Source organism: Microbacterium sp. UBA3486 (genome assembly GCF_002377845.1).
Classification (GTDB): Bacteria; Actinomycetota; Actinomycetes; order Actinomycetales; family Microbacteriaceae; genus Microbacterium; species Microbacterium maritypicum_A.
In genome coordinates, this window is sequence record NZ_DFQP01000010.1 from 13393 (window position 1) to 28638 (window position 15246).

Sequence of the window (15246 nt, forward strand, 5' to 3'; positions counted from 1 at the left end):
TCAGTGGCTGCGGAAGCGGTCGCGGAGCTTCGAGAACAGTCCCTGTTGGAACTGCGCGAGCTGGGGCTCCGGCGACTTCGTCTTCTTGGCGAAGTCCTCGATCAGGGCTCGCTGCGCGGAGTCCAACCTGGTCGGGGTCAGCACCTGCACGCCGACCCGCAGATCGCCGCGCTGCGTGCCACGCAGCGGAGTGATGCCGCGGCCCTTGATCGTGAGCACGTCGCCGGACTGCACACCGGCACGGATCTCGAGGTCGACCTCACCGTCGAGCCCCTGGATCGTGGTCTCGGTGCCGAGGATCGCATCGGTCATCGACACCTCGAGTGTGGCGAGCAGGTCGTCACCCTCACGGCTGAAAGCCGCGTGCGGGTTGACGGTCACCTCGACGTACAGGTCTCCGTTCGGGCCGCCCGCCTTGCCGACCTCGCCGGAACCGGGAAGCTGCAGACGGAGCCCGGTCTCGACGCCCGCCGGGATGTCGAGCGACACGGTACGGCGCGAACGCACGCGACCCTGGCCACCGCACGTGCCGCAGGGGTAAGGGATCGTCGTGCCGTAGCCCTCGCACGTGCCGCAGGGCTGAGAGGTCACGACGTTGCCGAGCAGGCTGCGCACCTGACGCTGCACGTGACCGGAGCCGCCGCAGATGTCGCAGGTGACCGGAGAGGTGCCCTCCTGGCAGCAGGATCCCTGACACGTCTCGCACAGCACCGCGGTGTCGACGTCGATGTCTCGGTGCGCACCGAAGACCACATCGCCGAGGTCGAGGGTCACACGGACGAGGGCGTCCTGGCCACGCTCGCGACGCGAACGCGGACGCGCGCCACGTCCGCCACCCTGCGAGGCCCCGAAGAACGTCTCGAAGATGTCGCCGAAACCGCCGAAGCCGCCGAAGTTCCCTGCCGCACCGTCTCCGCCGCCCATGTCATAGCGCCGGCGGGAGTCGTCGTCGCTGAGCACGTCGTACGCATGCGTGACGAGCTTGAACTTCTCCGCCGCGTCCTCTCCCGGGTTCACATCCGGGTGCAGCTGCCGGGCGAGGCGCCGGTACGCCTTCTTGATCTCATCGGTGGAAGCGTCTCGGGACACCCCGAGAACCTCATAGTGGTCCGCCACAATCGCCTTTCTTGCGTGTGTCTCGGTGGCGACCGCGTCAGCGGCCGGCCTCGTCTTCATCGAGCATCCGCGACAGGTAGCGGGCCACGGCCCGCGCTGCGGCGAGGTTGCTCGGGTAGTCCATGCGCGTCGGTCCCATCACTCCGACGCGCGCCGTGCCGCTCGGGGCGGCGTAGTTGCTGGCGACGATCGACGCCTCGCCCAGGCCGAACGGGGCGTTCTCCGTGCCGATGCTCGCGGCGAGTCCGTGCTCGTCTGTCACCATCTCGCTCATCAGACGCAGGAGCGTCACCTGTTCCTCGATGGCTTCGAGGAGGGGGTGGATGCTGCCGCGGAAGTCCTGCTCCCGGCGCGCGAGGGTCGCCGCTCCCGCCATCACCAGTCGCTCCTGGCGGAAGCCGCCGAGTTCGTCGACGATCACCGCAGCAAGCGTGCGCAGCACGGCATCCTGGGGCTTCTCCTCGGCGACCAGCAACGCCTGCAGCCGATCGGATGCCTCCCCGATGCCCTGACCGGTGATCGACGCGGACAGCCGTGCGCGCAGCACAGCCATGTCGGCGTCGTCGATCGGCTCCGGGAGGACGGCCATACGCTGCGAGACCCCGCCGGCATCGGTCACGAGCACGATCAGAAGCCGGTTCGGCGCGAGCGCGACCAGCTCGACGTGCGTGACATGCGCGCGGGCGAACGAGGGGTACTGGGCGAGCGCGACCTGGCCGGTCAGCTGTGTCAGCACCCGCACCGTTCGCGCCATCAGGTCGTCGAGGTCGGCCGGCTCGCCGAGGAAGGACTCGATAGCCGAGCGCTGAGCCGACGAGAGCGGTCGCAGCTGGGCGAGATGGTTCACGAAGACGCGATAGCCCTTGTCGGTGGGCACACGGCCGGACGAGGTGTGCGGAGCCGTGATGAGCTCTTCGTCCTCGAGCAGCGCCATGTCGTTGCGGATCGTCGCCGCCGAGACGCCGAAGGAGTGCCGGTCGACGATGGAGCGGCTGCCGACGGGTTCGTGGGTCTCGACGTAGTCCTGCACGATCGCTCGGAGAACCTGGAGTCCTCGCTCTGTGACCATCGCCCTTCCCTTCCGCTGGCACTCGGACGTTCAGAGTGCCAATCCTACCCCGTGCAGCTCGGGATTCTCCGTACCGCGGGCGCACGACCCTAGGATGACGCTCATGACCACCTCGCCCCAGGCCACCCTGTCGAACGGCCTCGTCCGCGGCACCGAGGAGGCCGGGGTGGTCCGCTACCTCGGCATTCCCTATGCCCAGGCTCCGTTCGGGGAGAACCGCTTCCGCGCACCACAACCCGTCCCGGCCTGGGAGGGCGTGCGAGAGGCGACGCAGTTCGGGCCGACACCACCCCAGGTCCCCTACGCCGGAGCGATCGGGGAGCTGCTGGGATCTGTGCGCATCGACGGCGACGACATCCTCACCGCGAACGTCTGGGCTCCCGCTGATGCCTCTGGCGCGCCCGTCCTGCTCTGGATCCACGGCGGCGCGCTCGAGCGAGGGACCGCCGCGCTGCCGCTGTACGACGGCACCGTGTTCGCCGCGGCAGGCCTCGTCTTCGTCTCGATCAACTACCGACTCGGTTCGGAGGGCTTCTCGGTACTGGACGGCGCCCCGCGGAACCTCGGCCTGCGCGATGCCGCCGCCGCTTTGGAGTGGGTGCACCGAGAGGTCCAGGCGTTCGGCGGCGACCCGGCGCAGATCACCGCCATGGGCGAGTCGGCCGGTGGCGCGATCGTGGCCGGTCTCCTCGCTCGGGACACCTCCCGTGAACTGATCGGCCGCGCAATCATCGAGTCCGGCCCACTTCACGCCCAGACCGCGCGGAAGGCAGGAAGAGTGACCGCGCAGATCGCGAAGCGACTCGGTGTGCGGGCCGACCGTGAGGCCTTCGCCGCGCTGACACCCGACCAGCTGCTGGACGCGCGGACGGCGCAATCGGCGGGATCGTCACCCCTCGGCGGGGCGCCGGGGTTCCAGTTCGCGATCGATGCCGAGGGCCTTCCCCGCTCGCCGCATGAGGTACTCGGGGAGATCGACACCCCGCTCCTCATCGGCAGCAACACAGACGAGTATCGGCTCTGGTTCCCGCCGGAGGCGCTGGCCGCCATCGGCGGGATGAAGCTGCACGCCGCACGGCTGCTGTCACGCATCCCCCGGCGCGCGGTGATCGCGTATCGATCCGCATTCCCCGACGCGAGCACCGGGGAGATCTTCGGGCAGCTCGTCACGGACATGATGCTGCGTGCGCCCCTCAGCCGCGTGGCGGCGGCCCGCCCGGACACGACCTACGTCTACGAGTTCGCCTGGCCGAGTCCGGTGCGAGACCTGCGGGCGGCCCACGCACTCGAGCTCGGGTTCGTGTTCGACCGGCTCGATGATGCCGAGGCCGAGCGACTGGCGGGTCCCGATGCTCCGCGCCGGCTCGCCGCCGAGATGAACGCCGCCTGGGTCGGGTTCGCGACCACCGGAGACCCCGGGTGGCCCACCTATGGGCCGGACCGCCGGACGCGTGTCTTCGATGCGGACAGCGCGACGGTGACGCAGCGGCGGACAGCGGGCATGGATCTGCTCCCCGGCTGATTCCGGGCGGGGATCAGTCGGTCAGCTGGCGGACCACGGCATCCGCGAGAAGACGGCCCCGCAGGGTCAGCTGGATGCGCCCCTGCAGCGCCGCCACGGGGTCGACGAGCCCGTCGGCCATGAGCCCGGCGACCCTGCTCCGGTTCGCACTCGGCACGTCGTCGACGGCGATGCCCTCACGGATACGACTGAGCAGCAGGATGCGCTCGAGCGTGCGCGACTCCTCGTCCGGGCGCTCGGTGCCGGCTGCCGGAGACTCGGATGCCGAGAGGCGCTGCGCGTACGCGGCCGGGTGCTTCACGTTCCACCACCGCAGGCCGGCGACGTGGCTGTGCGCACCAGGACCGAAGCCCCACCAGTCGCTCCCCCGCCAGTACGCGAGGTTGTGCCGCGACCGGCGATCAGGCGTGCGCGCCCAGTTGCTCACCTCGTACCAGTCGAAGCCACCGTCGGCCAGGCGCGCATCGGCGAGCTCGTACATGTCGGCCTGCAGGTCGTCGTCCGGCGTCGGCACCTCGCCGCGGCGGATCTGGCGGGCCAGCTTCGTACCGTCCTCGATGATGAGCGCGTACGCGGAGATGTGATCGGGTTCGAGCGCGAGGGCAGCATCGAGAGAGGCCTCCCAGTCGGACAGCGACTCCCCCGGTGCGCCGTAGATCAGATCGACGCTCACGGCGAGACCTGCATCCTTCGCGGCGGCGACGGCGGTGCGCACGTTCTCGGGGCGATGGGTGCGATCGAGCGCGGCGAGCACATGGGGAACGGCGGACTGCATCCCCACCGACATCCTCGTCACCCCGGCGTCCGCGAGAATGCGGGCCACCTCAGGTGTCACGGTGTCGGGGTTCGCCTCCACCGTGACCTCCGCACCCTCGGCCAGGCCGAACGCGTCGGTCGCCGCGTCGAGCATGCGTGCGAGGTCACCCGCGGGAAGAAGGGTGGGCGTACCTCCGCCGAAGAAGACCGTGTCCATCGGCCGCTGTGCCCCGGCGTCGTCCAGCACACGACGGGCGAGGGCGATTTCGGAGATCAACGTGGATGCGTAGTCCTCCTGCTTCGCCCCGCGCAGCTCGGTCGATGTGTACGTGTTGAAGTCGCAGTACCCGCAGCGCACCGTGCAGAACGGAATGTGCAGGTATGCCGAGAACGGAACGGCCGTGTCGATCGCGAGGTCGGACGGCAGGCGCCCGTCCGCTGGCGCGGGATCTCCGAGGGGAAGCGGTCCCGCCATCAGAGCGGGGTCGCGTAGAGCGGAGAGATCGCCCGGAGGTAGCGCGCGAAGAGCTCACGACGACGACGCTTCACGAGCGCGGGAATCGTGCGGTAGAGAAGACCGTTGGGCGCATCGAAGGCCCGGACGGTGAACCACACCTCGTCGTTGTCTTCACGCCAATCCACGTCGAACGACTCCTCGCCGCTGACGACCGATCCGCCGACCGTGCCCAGGACGAACCCGACACGTCGGGTCTCCTCGGTTACGGAGATCACGCGCAACTCGGAATCGGCGCGCATGCCGGCGACGCGTCCGCGCAGGTGCAGGGTCATCCCCGCCCCGACGAACGGCATCCCCTCGGCATCGTACCGCGGCTCGACGTCTCGCTTGCTCGGAGCGATCGGGTTGCCTTCCGCGTCGAAGCTCACTCCGGCGTAGGCAGGTCCCGGCGCGGGTCGCACGTCCTCGACCGAAAGGCCAGCCGCACGCTGCGCCGTCCACGACAGAAGCGCTTCGCCAGCCGTCTGGAACCTTTCGACCCCACTGCCGATGCGCCAGGATTCCTCCGCCGGGATGCTGCGCTCCGGTGGGTACTGCATCAGGTCGGGCGCATGGGTCGCACCCACGGCCGCATAGTCCACCGTGTCGTCTCGGAAAGTCCCGCGCCGCATGACTTCCACCCTACTTCGCGTTACCTGAGCGAACACCCCCCACGCGCCGCGGGACGTCACATCCCCTGGCGCGATCAGAGGTCGCTACTTCTTGTCCTTGCCTTCGACGTCGCCCGAGAGCGCGGCGATGAACGCCTCCTGGGGGACCTCGACGCGGCCGACCATCTTCATGCGCTTCTTGCCCTCCTTCTGCTTCTCGAGAAGCTTGCGCTTGCGGGTGATGTCACCGCCGTAGCACTTGGCGAGCACATCCTTGCGGATCGCACGGATGGTCTCGCGGGCGATGATGCGCGCACCGATCGCTGCCTGGATCGGCACCTCGAACTGCTGGCGAGGGATGAGCTTGCGCAGGCGCTCTGCCATCATCGTGCCGTAGGCGTAGGCCTTGTCGCGGTGCACGATCGAGCTGAAGGCGTCGACCTTCTCGCCCTGGAGAAGGATGTCGACCTTGACGAGGTCGGCCTCCTGCTGGCCGGACGGTTCGTAGTCGAGCGACGCGTAGCCCTGGGTCTTCGACTTCAGCTGGTCGAAGAAGTCGAACACGATCTCGCCGAGGGGCATGTTGTAGCGCAGCTCGACGCGCTCCTCCGAGAAGTACTCCATGCCGAGCAGCGTTCCGCGGCGCGACTGGCACAGCTCCATCACAGTGCCGACGTAGTCCTTCGGCAGCAGGATCGCGGCCTTGACCATCGGCTCCGAAACCGAGCCGATGCGCCCGTCCGGGTACTCGCTGGGGTTGGTGACGGTGACCGTCTCGCCGGTGTCGCTCGTGAGCACCTCGTAGATCACGCTGGGCGCTGTCGTGATGAGGTCGAGGTTGAACTCGCGGGCCAGACGCTCGGTGATGATCTCGAGGTGCAGCAGCCCGAGGAACCCGCAACGGAAGCCGAAGCCGAGCGCGACCGAGGTCTCCGGCTCGTAGACGAGCGAGGCGTCGGAGAGCTTCAGCTTGTCGAGCGCCTCGCGCAGCTCCGCATAGTCGCTGCCGTCGATCGGGTACAGGCCCGAGAAGACCATCGGCTTCGGGTCGGTGTAACCGGGAAGGGCCTCGGAGGCCGGCTTCCGGGACGTGGTGATCGTGTCACCGACCTTCGACTGACGCACGTCCTTCACACCGGTGATGAGATACCCCACCTCGCCGACGCCGAGGCCCTTGGTCGGAGTCGGTTCTGGGCTCGACACGCCCACCTCGAGCGCCTCGTGGTTCGCGCCGGTCGACATCATCTGGATGCGCTCGCGCGGCGACAGGCTGCCGTCCACCATGCGCACGTACGTGACCACTCCGCGGTAGGCGTCGTACACGGAGTCGAAGATCATCGCGCGGGCCGGAGCATCCGCGTCTCCGGTCGGGGCGGGGATCTCCTGCACCAGTCGGTCGAGCAGATCCTCGACGCCGGCGCCGGTCTTGCCGGAGACGCGAAGGACATCCTCGGGCTTGCCGCCGATGAGCGAGGCCAGCTCCTTCGCGTACTTCTCCGGGTCGGCGGCCGGCAGATCGATCTTGTTCAGCACCGGGATGATGTGGAGGTCGTTCTCGAGCGCGAGGTAGAGGTTCGCGAGCGTCTGCGCCTCGATGCCCTGTGCCGCGTCGACGAGCAGGATCGCTCCCTCGCAGGCCGCGAGCGAACGCGAGACCTCGTACGTGAAGTCGACGTGGCCGGGCGTGTCGATCATGTTCAGCGCGACGGTCTGGCCATCGAGTTCCCACGGCATCCTGACCGCCTGGCTCTTGATGGTGATGCCGCGCTCACGCTCGATGTCCATGCGGTCGAGGTACTGCGCGCGCATGTCGCGATCGGAGACGACTCCGGTGATCTGGAGCATGCGATCGGCGAGCGTCGACTTGCCGTGGTCGATGTGGGCGATGATGCAGAAATTACGGATCTGCGCAGCCGGCGTCGCAGCAGGCTGAAGAGGGGTGAGAGCGCGTGGGGACATGTCCACTCGATTGTACGGTCAGGGGAGGCTAATCCCCGATTCGGCCATACCGGTGATAGTCTCCCGAAGTTGCCAGGGAAAATCCGTGACACCGGATCCCGCAAGCGATAAGCCTCCGTCACATACCCCGTGATGGTCGTCGCATCGCAGAGTTCGGTGGATGGCGATTGTGTATCCAACTGACTCAGCGTTGCGTCGGCAGATCCCGAGCGCGTCTGTAGAAGAGAAAGACTGACCCCTTTTGATCAAGTACCTCCTGCGCCGAGCACTCGGCTGGCTGCTCATGATCGTGGTCGCCACGAACCTCACGTTCTTCCTGGCGTGGGGCTTCCTCGATCCGCGCAGCAACTACGTCGGGCGCCGACCTCCGCTCACCCCGGAGCAGATCGACAACGTGTTGATCCCGCGCAACCTCAGCGACAGCGTCCCGCTCATGGAGCGCTGGTGGAACTGGTTCAGCAGCATCCTGTTCCGGTGGGACTGGGGCCTGAGCCCCACGGGCCAGTCGGTCAACGAGCAGGTGTCCTACCGCATGTGGGTCAGCGCCGAACTCGTCCTCGGTGCGACGATCATCGCCGCCTTGCTCGGCATCTGGCTGGGCGTCTACACCGCCTCGCGCCAGTACAAGCTCGCCGACCGCATCGGGCAGGCGACCTCGATCATCACGATGAACCTGAACATCATCGTCGCCGGTCTCGGAGTCGTCCTTCTCGCGATCGCCCTCAACGAGTGGACCGGCGTCCGCATCTTCTACGTCACCGGCTCCTCCAGTCCCGGTGTCACCGGCTTCTTCCCCGTGCTGGTCGACACACTGCAGCACCTCACGCTTCCCACGATCGCTCTGGTGATCGTCGGCTACGCCCAGTACCACTTCCTGCAGCGTTCGCTCCTGCTCGACAACATCAACGCCGACTACGTGCGCACCGCCCGAGCGAAGGGCCTCACGAAGGCTCAAGCTGTCCGTAAGCACGCGCTTCGCACGTCGCTCATCCCAGTGGCGACACAGGTCGCCTTCACGATCCCCACGATCTTCACCGGCGCGATCCTGACCGAGCAGATCTTCGCTTGGCAGGGCATGGGCCGGTACTTCCTCGACACCATCAACCAGAACGACATCAACGGCGTGGTCGCCGTCGCCGCCTTCGGCGCCGTGCTGACCGCGATCGGCGCAGTGCTCGCCGACATCGTCGTCGTCGTCCTCGACCCGCGAGTGAGGGTGAGCTGACCATGACCGCCGAAATGATCGATCCCCTGGTCGAGCCGCCAGCGGCCCCGCCGACCGCGGACCGCGCCTCGGGGAAGTCGCTGTCCAAGTGGACCCTCTACACCCGACGCTTCATGCGCAACAAGGCCGCCGTCGGCGGCATCGTCGTGCTGATCGTGCTGGTTCTCTTCTCGACGCTGGGGCCGCTCCTGTCCCCTTACGCCGTCGACAGCATGGACTTCCTCGCGCTGAGCCAACCGCCGTCCGCTGCACACTGGTTCGGCACCAACGGCGCCGGCAATGACACCTACACGCAGACTGCCGTGGGACTGCAGCGCTCACTCATGATCGCGATCACGGTTTCGGTCGGTACGACGGTACTCTCCGCGCTCGTGGGCACAGCAGCCGCCTACTTCGGTGGCTGGTTCGAACGGTTCGCCCTGCTGTTCATCCACTTCATGATGGTCGTTCCGACCTTCCTGCTCCTGTCGATCATCTCGAACGACTCCGGCGGCGTGTGGTGGGTCATCGCATTCGTGATGATCTTCGTCGGCTGGTTCTTCCCCGCTCGCATCATCTGGACCATGACGCTCTCGCTGCGAGAGCGCGAATACGTCCAGGCCGCGCGTTACATGGGCGTCCGCGGTCTGCGCATCGTGACGCGTCACCTGATCCCGAACATCGGGTCGCTGCTGGTGATCAACTTCACCCTCGGCATCGTCGCGGCGGTCACGACCGAGACGGGGCTGTCGTTCATCGGCTTCGGCGTGAAGATCCCCGATGTCTCGCTCGGCTCGCTGATCGGCGAGGGGAGCACCACCATCACCAGCTCTCCGTGGCTGTTCTACTTCCCCGCCCTGATCCTCACGCTGCTGACCGTCTCGATGGCGCTCATCGCCGATGGACTGCGCGACGCCCTCGATCCCACTTCGGCTGCAGGAGGCCGCGCATGAGCCCCGTACTCTCCGTCCGCGACCTCCGGGTCAGCTTCGCGTCCGAGGCCGGCCGCGTCGACGCCGTCCGCGGCGTCTCCTTCGACCTCGAAGCGGGAAAGACCCTCGGCATCGTCGGTGAGTCCGGTTCCGGAAAGTCCGTCACCTCTCTCGCTGTGATGGGTCTGCTCGACGAGAACGCCAAGGTTTCCGGCTCCATCGTGTTCGACGGCCAGGAGCTACTCGGCAAGACCGACACGCAGCTCTCCGCCATCCGCGGCAACGGGATCTCGATGGTCTTCCAGGACCCGCTCACCTCCCTCACCCCGGTGTACACGATCGGCGCTCAGCTGATCGAGGCATTGACCGTGCACCGCAACCTCAGCATCAAGGAGGCGACCGCACGCTCGATCGACCTCCTCAAGCTGGTGGGCATCACCGAGCCCGAGAAGCGGATGAAGTCGTTCCCGCACGAGTTCTCCGGTGGCATGCGCCAGCGTGTCGTGATCGCGATCGCGATGGCGAACGATCCGAAGCTGATCATCGCGGATGAGCCGACCACGGCCCTCGACGTGACGATCCAGGCACAGATCCTGGACCTCATCGAGAAGGCGCAGGCCGAGACCGGTGCCGCCGTCATGATGATCACCCACGATATGGGTGTCGTCGCCCGAACGGCTGACGACGTGATGGTCATGTATGCCGGCAAGCCCGTCGAGCAGGCGCCCGTGCGCGAGCTGTTCCACCAGACCCGGATGCCGTACTCGATCGGTCTCCTCGGCGCCATCCCTCGCGTCGACAAGGCCGAGAAGGAACCGCTCACCCCGATCAAGGGCAACCCGCCGCTGCTGATCAACCTTCCGGACGCGTGCCCGTTCGCGGACCGCTGCCCCATCGTCATGGACGCATGCCGCACCCGCGAGCCGGAGCTTCTTCCCGTGCTGACCGGTGGCGGCGAAGAGCACCGTGCCGCGTGCATCCGCGCGAACGAGATCACCGACGGCGGCCTGCTCGGCGGTCTCCCCGTGTATCCGGTGCGCGAGGCTCCTGAGAGCCCGCTGGCACGGCTCCCCCGCGAAGAACGTCCCATCACCCTCGAGGTGAAGAACCTCACGAAGACCTTCCCGCTGCTCAAGGGCGCGTTCCTCAAGCGGAAGGTCGGCGAGGTGCACGCGATCAAGGGCATCAGTTTCGACGTGCGCGAAGGTGAGACCTTGGCCATCGTCGGCGAGTCCGGCTCCGGAAAGACGACGACGCTGCTGCAGATCATGGACATGGTGAAGCAGACCGACGGCGACATCATCATCGCGGGCACCAGCGTCAACGACATCCACAGCCACAAGGTGGAGCGGGCGCTGCGTCGCGACATCCAGATCGTGTTCCAGGACCCGATGGGGGCTCTCGACCCCCGTATGACCGTCGCAGACATCATCTCGGAGCCGCTCTCGGCGATCGGAACGCCGAAGGCGGAGGCACACCGCCGTGTGAAAGAACTGATGGACCTCGTCGGACTCAACCCGGCGCACAGCGATCGCTTCCCGCAGGCGTTCTCCGGTGGTCAGCGTCAGCGCATCGGCATCGCCAGGGCGCTCTCGACCAACCCCAAGATCCTGGTGCTCGACGAGCCGGTCTCCGCGCTCGACGTGTCCATCCAGGCCGGCGTGATCAACCTGCTGGACGATCTCAAGGTCGAACTCGGCATCTCGTATCTGTTCGTCGCCCATGATCTGTCCGTTGTCCGGCACATCGCCGATCGCGTCGCGGTCATGTACCTCGGCGACTTCGTCGAGCACGGCGACGTCGACGACGTCTTCGACAACCCCCAGCACCCGTACACGAAGGCGTTGCTGTCGGCGATCCCTGTTCCCGACCCGGATATCGAGCGCACGCGCGAGCGGATCGTGTTCGACCCGGCGACGGTGACGGCTCGCCCCGTCGCCTCCTGATCGGTCACGGTCACCGTCCGGTAACGGTTGGTCCGGAATCACTTGCCGCAGGAGCATTCGTGCACGCGGCGAACTATTCTCCCCTTATGACACGCCGCAAGGCGAAAGGAGCACCATGAAGCAGTACAAGCTGATGGGAGCGCTGGCACTCACCGGCGCTTTCGCACTCGCACTCAGCGGGTGCGCTGCCGGCAACACCGGCAGTGGCGACAAGAACGACGAGGGCGATGCCGCCGGGGTCGAGATGTCCAACTACAACCCGCAGCCGCGCGAGAACCTCAAGGAGGGCGGCGAGGTCAACTTCGCGCTCACCGAGATCCCCGCCCAGTTGAACGCCTTCAACAGCGATGCGAGCGCCAACACCACGCGCGTCGCGGCCTGGTACATGCCGCAGATCATCCTCATGAAGCCGGATGGCGAGCAGTACAAGAACGACAACTACCTCTCCGAATGGAAGAACGAGGTGAAGGACGGCAAGACCGTGCTGACCTTCACTTTCACCGACGAGGCGCACTGGAACGACGGCACCGACATGGACTGGACGGCCATCGATGCCACGTGGAAGGCCAACCGCTCGTACGACGAGGGCTTCAACCCCAACGCGACCGATGGCTACAAGGAGATCGAGTCGGTCGAGCAGGGCGACACCGCGAAGACCGCGATCGTCACGTTCAAGGGCGAGTTCGCCTGGCCGCAGATGCCGTTCAACGGTGGTGTCATCCACCCGGCTCTCGCAGACCCGACCGCGTTCAACGAGGCGATGAACGAGAACCCGCACCCTGAGTGGGGCGCGGGTCCCTACACGGTCGACGAGTACGACGCGACCAAGGGCTACATCTCGTTCAAGCCGAACCCCGAGTGGTGGGGCGACGCTCCGCTTCTCGACAAGGTCACGATGACCGGCATGGACTACCCCGCCGGCGTCAACGCCTTCAAGAACGGCGAGGTCGACATGACCGAGACCGGATCGCAGGAGCTCATCGACCAGGTGAAGGACGTCGACGGCGCAGTGATCTACCGCGCTCAGCAGACGGCCAACACCATCCTCCAGGTCGACTCGACCAAGCCGCAGTTCGAGGACGTCAAGGTCCGCGAGGCGTTCTTCAAGGCCATCAACATCGATCAGCAGAAGCAGATCGCGTGGAACGGCCTGGGTTACAAGGAGGACCCGGCCGGCTCGCTGACGCTGTTCTCGTTCCAGCCCGGCTACTCCGACTCCATGAAGGCAGCCGGTTGGAAGTTCGATGTCGAGGGCGCCAAGAAGCTCCTCGACGAGGCCGGCTGGAAGGAAGGCTCCGACGGCATCCGCGAGAAGGACGGCGTCAAGCTCTCCGTCGTGTACCCGATCTGGAGCGACTCCGCGACCCAGAAGGCGCTCGCACAGTCGCTGCAGGCTCAGGAGAAGGCGGTCGGCATCGACGTCAAGGTCGAGGTGCGCCCGTCCAGCCAGTTCTCCGACGACTACACGTCGAAGAACTGGGACGTCTCGGGACTCCGCTTCACGTCCTCCGACGCGTTCGGTGCGGCCTGGTTCTGCCAGCTGTACTGCTCGGACTCCGGCCTGAACCTGTCGGGTGTCGGTGACGCCGAGCTGGACGCGGAGATCAAGGACAAGGTCGAGTCGCAGACCGACCCCGAGGCGCAGACCGCTGCCGCGATGGAGCTCGAGCCGGAGATCTACAAGCGCTGGGGCCTCATCCCGCTGTACAACGGCCCGCAGATCTACACGGTCCGGGAGGGTCTCGCCAACCTGACTCCTGAGCCCTACCTGGGTCTGGACCTGTTCGGCATCAGCCCGGTCGAAAACGTCGGCTGGGAGAAGTAGCACTCTCTGACACACGTGGTGTCGAAGCGGGGTCGGTGGTTCATCCACCGGCCCCGCTTTCCTTATGCTGAACCCGTGAGCGTCCAGATCGTCTTCGTGCACGGTATCCGCACGTCCGCCACCATGTGGCGGTCCCAGGCGGCCTACCTCGAGGAGCGCGGCTACGCCTTCATCGCCGTCGACCTCCCGGGGCACGGTACGCGGATGCAGGAGGACTTCACCCTCCACGAGGCGCTGCACACCATAGATGAGGCGGTGCGCGCCGCGGCCGAGAAGGGCCCCGTCCTGCTGGTGGGGCATTCGATGGGCGGATTGCTCTGCCTCGCGTATGTCGGGGGCGCGGAGCAACCTCCCGTCGCGGGGCTGATCGCGGCGTCCTGCACCTCGATCCCCCACGGTGCCGGGCTCGCGGCCTACCGTCTCTTCACTCGAGCCGTCGATGCCCTTCCCGACCGCGGGATGTGGCTGACCGGCCGGATCCTCGAAGCCACCGTGCCTGTGGAGACCCGGTCCGACTTCGCCGCCGGCGGCTACGCGCTCGACACCCAGGACGCCGCGCTGCGCAGTCTGGCCGCGCTCGACATCGCCGCGGCGATCCCTCGCATCACGATTCCGCTCTGGTTCGTGAACGGGCAGTACGACCAGCTGCGGCTCAACGAGTCACTGTTCCGACGGCTCGCCCCGCATGCCGAACTCATCATCGTGCCACGCACGACGCACCTCGTCACCGCGATGCGGCCGCAGATCTTCAACGCCGTGTTGCAACTCGCCATCGCGACCGTGGAGCGTGACGCCGCGCAGGGAGTGGCGCCTGACCCCTCGAGTTCATGACGCCCTAGCCGGCTGCCGCGCGAACGCCGTGAGCAGCCCGCCGACGAGGGAGAGAACCGCCGCCGCGACGAACACGAGCCAGAAGCCGCCGACCAGCGCGACCAGTCCCGCCCCCAGAACCGGGCCGATGAGCTGCCCGAGCGCGGCTGTCACGTTCACGATCCCGAGATCCCTCGCATGGTCCTGCTCATCCGGGAGCAGGTCGGCGGCGAATGCGAGGCCCACCGTCGAGAACGCGCCATAGCCGAGGCCCATCAGCGCGGCGGCGACCATCGTCATCTCGAACGTCGGTATCAGCGCGATCGCCACCCCCGAGGCCGCCTGCACGACCGTCGCCGCCACCGTGAGCGTCCGGCGATTCCCTGTCCGGTCGGAGACGATCCCCGTGATCACCGAGGCGATGACGACGAACACCGTGTAGACGACGATCAGCAGCAGCAGGTTGTCCTGGGCGATGGCGCTGGGCTGACCGAGGCCGTGCAGCAGGAAGAACAGGAACAGCGCGGTCCCGAGCGCGTTGCCGACGTTCGTCACCAGGCGCCCGGACAACATCCAGGCGAAGTCGCGATCGCGCAGCGAGTCCAGGTGGCGGCGTCCGATCCGTTTCGGCCGCATCGCCTCCGTGGTCGGTGGATCGGGCAGCAGCAGCGCCGCCGTCGTACCGACCACCGCGATGATCCCGGCGAGCAGGAGATAGCCTTGCCGGAGCTCGAGACCGAGCAGGACCACGAGCCCGACCCCGACCACGATGCCGACGGCCTGGCTGGACCCGACCGCGGCGGAGGCGGCCCCGCGCTGTGTCGTCGGCAGCTGGTCGGCGATCAGCGCGGTGAAGGCGGCGGATGACACCGCCACGCCGATCGACACCCCGACCCAGCCGGCACCCACGGCCCATGGCCCTTGCGCGTAGCCGGTGAGGACGAGGCAGACCGCGGTGAACAGCACACCGCCCAGCGCCCACGGACGCCGACGGTGGCGG

The 15246-nt window shown here is 67.2% G+C and carries 12 protein-coding genes; 6 read left to right on the forward strand and 6 right to left on the reverse strand.

What is annotated here, in order from left to right:
* Together dnaJ and hrcA are read right to left on the reverse strand one after the other, a co-directional pair.
* The gene (gene dnaJ / locus B2869_RS01160) at positions 1-1116 is read right to left on the reverse strand and encodes a molecular chaperone DnaJ (RefSeq protein ID WP_292761739.1); all 1116 of its coding nucleotides are present in this window, start codon (positions 1114-1116) and stop codon (positions 1-3) included.
* Between the two features lie 37 nt (positions 1117-1153).
* Positions 1154-2185, reverse strand: a complete 1032-nt coding sequence (gene hrcA / locus B2869_RS01165) for a heat-inducible transcriptional repressor HrcA (protein ID WP_029260211.1) — start codon at positions 2183-2185, stop codon at positions 1154-1156.
* A 103-nt stretch (positions 2186-2288) separates the two neighbouring features.
* On the opposite strand from hrcA, the gene B2869_RS01170 reads away from it, so the two are divergent.
* Positions 2289-3707, forward strand: coding sequence for a carboxylesterase/lipase family protein (locus tag B2869_RS01170; RefSeq protein ID WP_292761744.1), 1419 nt, complete (start codon positions 2289-2291; stop codon positions 3705-3707).
* Positions 3708-3720: 13 nt separating this feature from the next.
* On the opposite strand, the gene hemW is transcribed toward B2869_RS01170, so the two are convergent.
* The 3 genes from hemW to lepA all read right to left on the reverse strand — a co-directional run bounded on the left by hemW (position 3721) and on the right by lepA (position 7529).
* Positions 3721-4938: a radical SAM family heme chaperone HemW gene (hemW, locus tag B2869_RS01175; protein ID WP_292761746.1), complete on the reverse strand. Its 1218-nt coding sequence runs from the start codon at positions 4936-4938 to the stop codon at positions 3721-3723.
* Positions 4938-5591: a DUF1990 family protein gene (locus tag B2869_RS01180; RefSeq protein WP_017830360.1), complete on the reverse strand. Its 654-nt coding sequence runs from the start codon at positions 5589-5591 to the stop codon at positions 4938-4940. Before B2869_RS01180 ends, hemW begins: the two co-directional genes overlap by 1 nt.
* Positions 5592-5675: 84 nt before the next feature.
* On the reverse strand, positions 5676-7529 hold the full coding sequence (gene lepA, locus B2869_RS01185) for a translation elongation factor 4 (protein WP_292761757.1): 1854 nt from the start codon (positions 7527-7529) through the stop codon (positions 5676-5678).
* Positions 7530-7770: 241 nt separating this feature from the next.
* Between lepA and B2869_RS01190 the strand changes: the two genes are divergently transcribed.
* The 5 genes from B2869_RS01190 (at position 7771) to B2869_RS01210 (ending at position 14267) form a co-directional block, all read left to right on the forward strand.
* A complete protein-coding gene (locus tag B2869_RS01190) occupies positions 7771-8754 on the forward strand; it encodes an ABC transporter permease (protein ID WP_292761760.1) in 984 nt (327 codons plus the stop codon).
* A gap of 2 nt (positions 8755-8756) precedes the next feature.
* On the forward strand, positions 8757-9686 hold the full coding sequence (locus B2869_RS01195) for an ABC transporter permease (RefSeq protein WP_292761763.1): 930 nt from the start codon (positions 8757-8759) through the stop codon (positions 9684-9686).
* Positions 9683-11611: an ABC transporter ATP-binding protein gene (locus tag B2869_RS01200; RefSeq protein WP_292761764.1), complete on the forward strand. Its 1929-nt coding sequence runs from the start codon at positions 9683-9685 to the stop codon at positions 11609-11611. Before B2869_RS01195 ends, B2869_RS01200 begins: the two co-directional genes overlap by 4 nt.
* Before the next feature lie 115 nt (positions 11612-11726).
* Complete coding sequence (locus tag B2869_RS01205) at positions 11727-13436, forward strand: ABC transporter family substrate-binding protein (RefSeq protein WP_292761766.1); 1710 nt, start codon at positions 11727-11729, stop codon at positions 13434-13436.
* Positions 13437-13511: 75 nt separating this feature from the next.
* Positions 13512-14267 carry an alpha/beta fold hydrolase gene (locus B2869_RS01210; protein WP_292761768.1) on the forward strand — a complete coding sequence of 252 codons (756 nt, stop codon included), beginning with the start codon at positions 13512-13514 and terminating at the stop codon, positions 14265-14267.
* Here B2869_RS01210 and B2869_RS01215 read toward each other — a convergent pair.
* The coding region (locus B2869_RS01215; protein WP_292761770.1) for an MFS transporter at positions 14262-15246 on the reverse strand (985 nt) is incomplete at its 5' end. The genes B2869_RS01210 and B2869_RS01215 overlap by 6 nt on opposite strands.

Coding starts and splice junctions, on each gene's coding strand:
- hrcA (WP_029260211.1), bottom strand. CDS start 2,185: ATGGTCACAGAGCGAGGACTCCAGGTTCTCCGAGCGATCGTGCAGGAC.
- B2869_RS01170 (WP_292761744.1), top strand. CDS start 2,289: ATGACCACCTCGCCCCAGGCCACCCTGTCGAACGGCCTCGTCCGCGGC.
- lepA (WP_292761757.1), bottom strand. CDS start 7,529: ATGTCCCCACGCGCTCTCACCCCTCTTCAGCCTGCTGCGACGCCGGCT.
- hemW (WP_292761746.1), bottom strand. CDS start 4,938: ATGGCGGGACCGCTTCCCCTCGGAGATCCCGCGCCAGCGGACGGGCGC.
- B2869_RS01200 (WP_292761764.1), top strand. CDS start 9,683: ATGAGCCCCGTACTCTCCGTCCGCGACCTCCGGGTCAGCTTCGCGTCC.
- B2869_RS01180 (WP_017830360.1), bottom strand. CDS start 5,591: ATGCGGCGCGGGACTTTCCGAGACGACACGGTGGACTATGCGGCCGTG.
- B2869_RS01205 (WP_292761766.1), top strand. CDS start 11,727: ATGAAGCAGTACAAGCTGATGGGAGCGCTGGCACTCACCGGCGCTTTC.
- B2869_RS01195 (WP_292761763.1), top strand. CDS start 8,757: ATGACCGCCGAAATGATCGATCCCCTGGTCGAGCCGCCAGCGGCCCCG.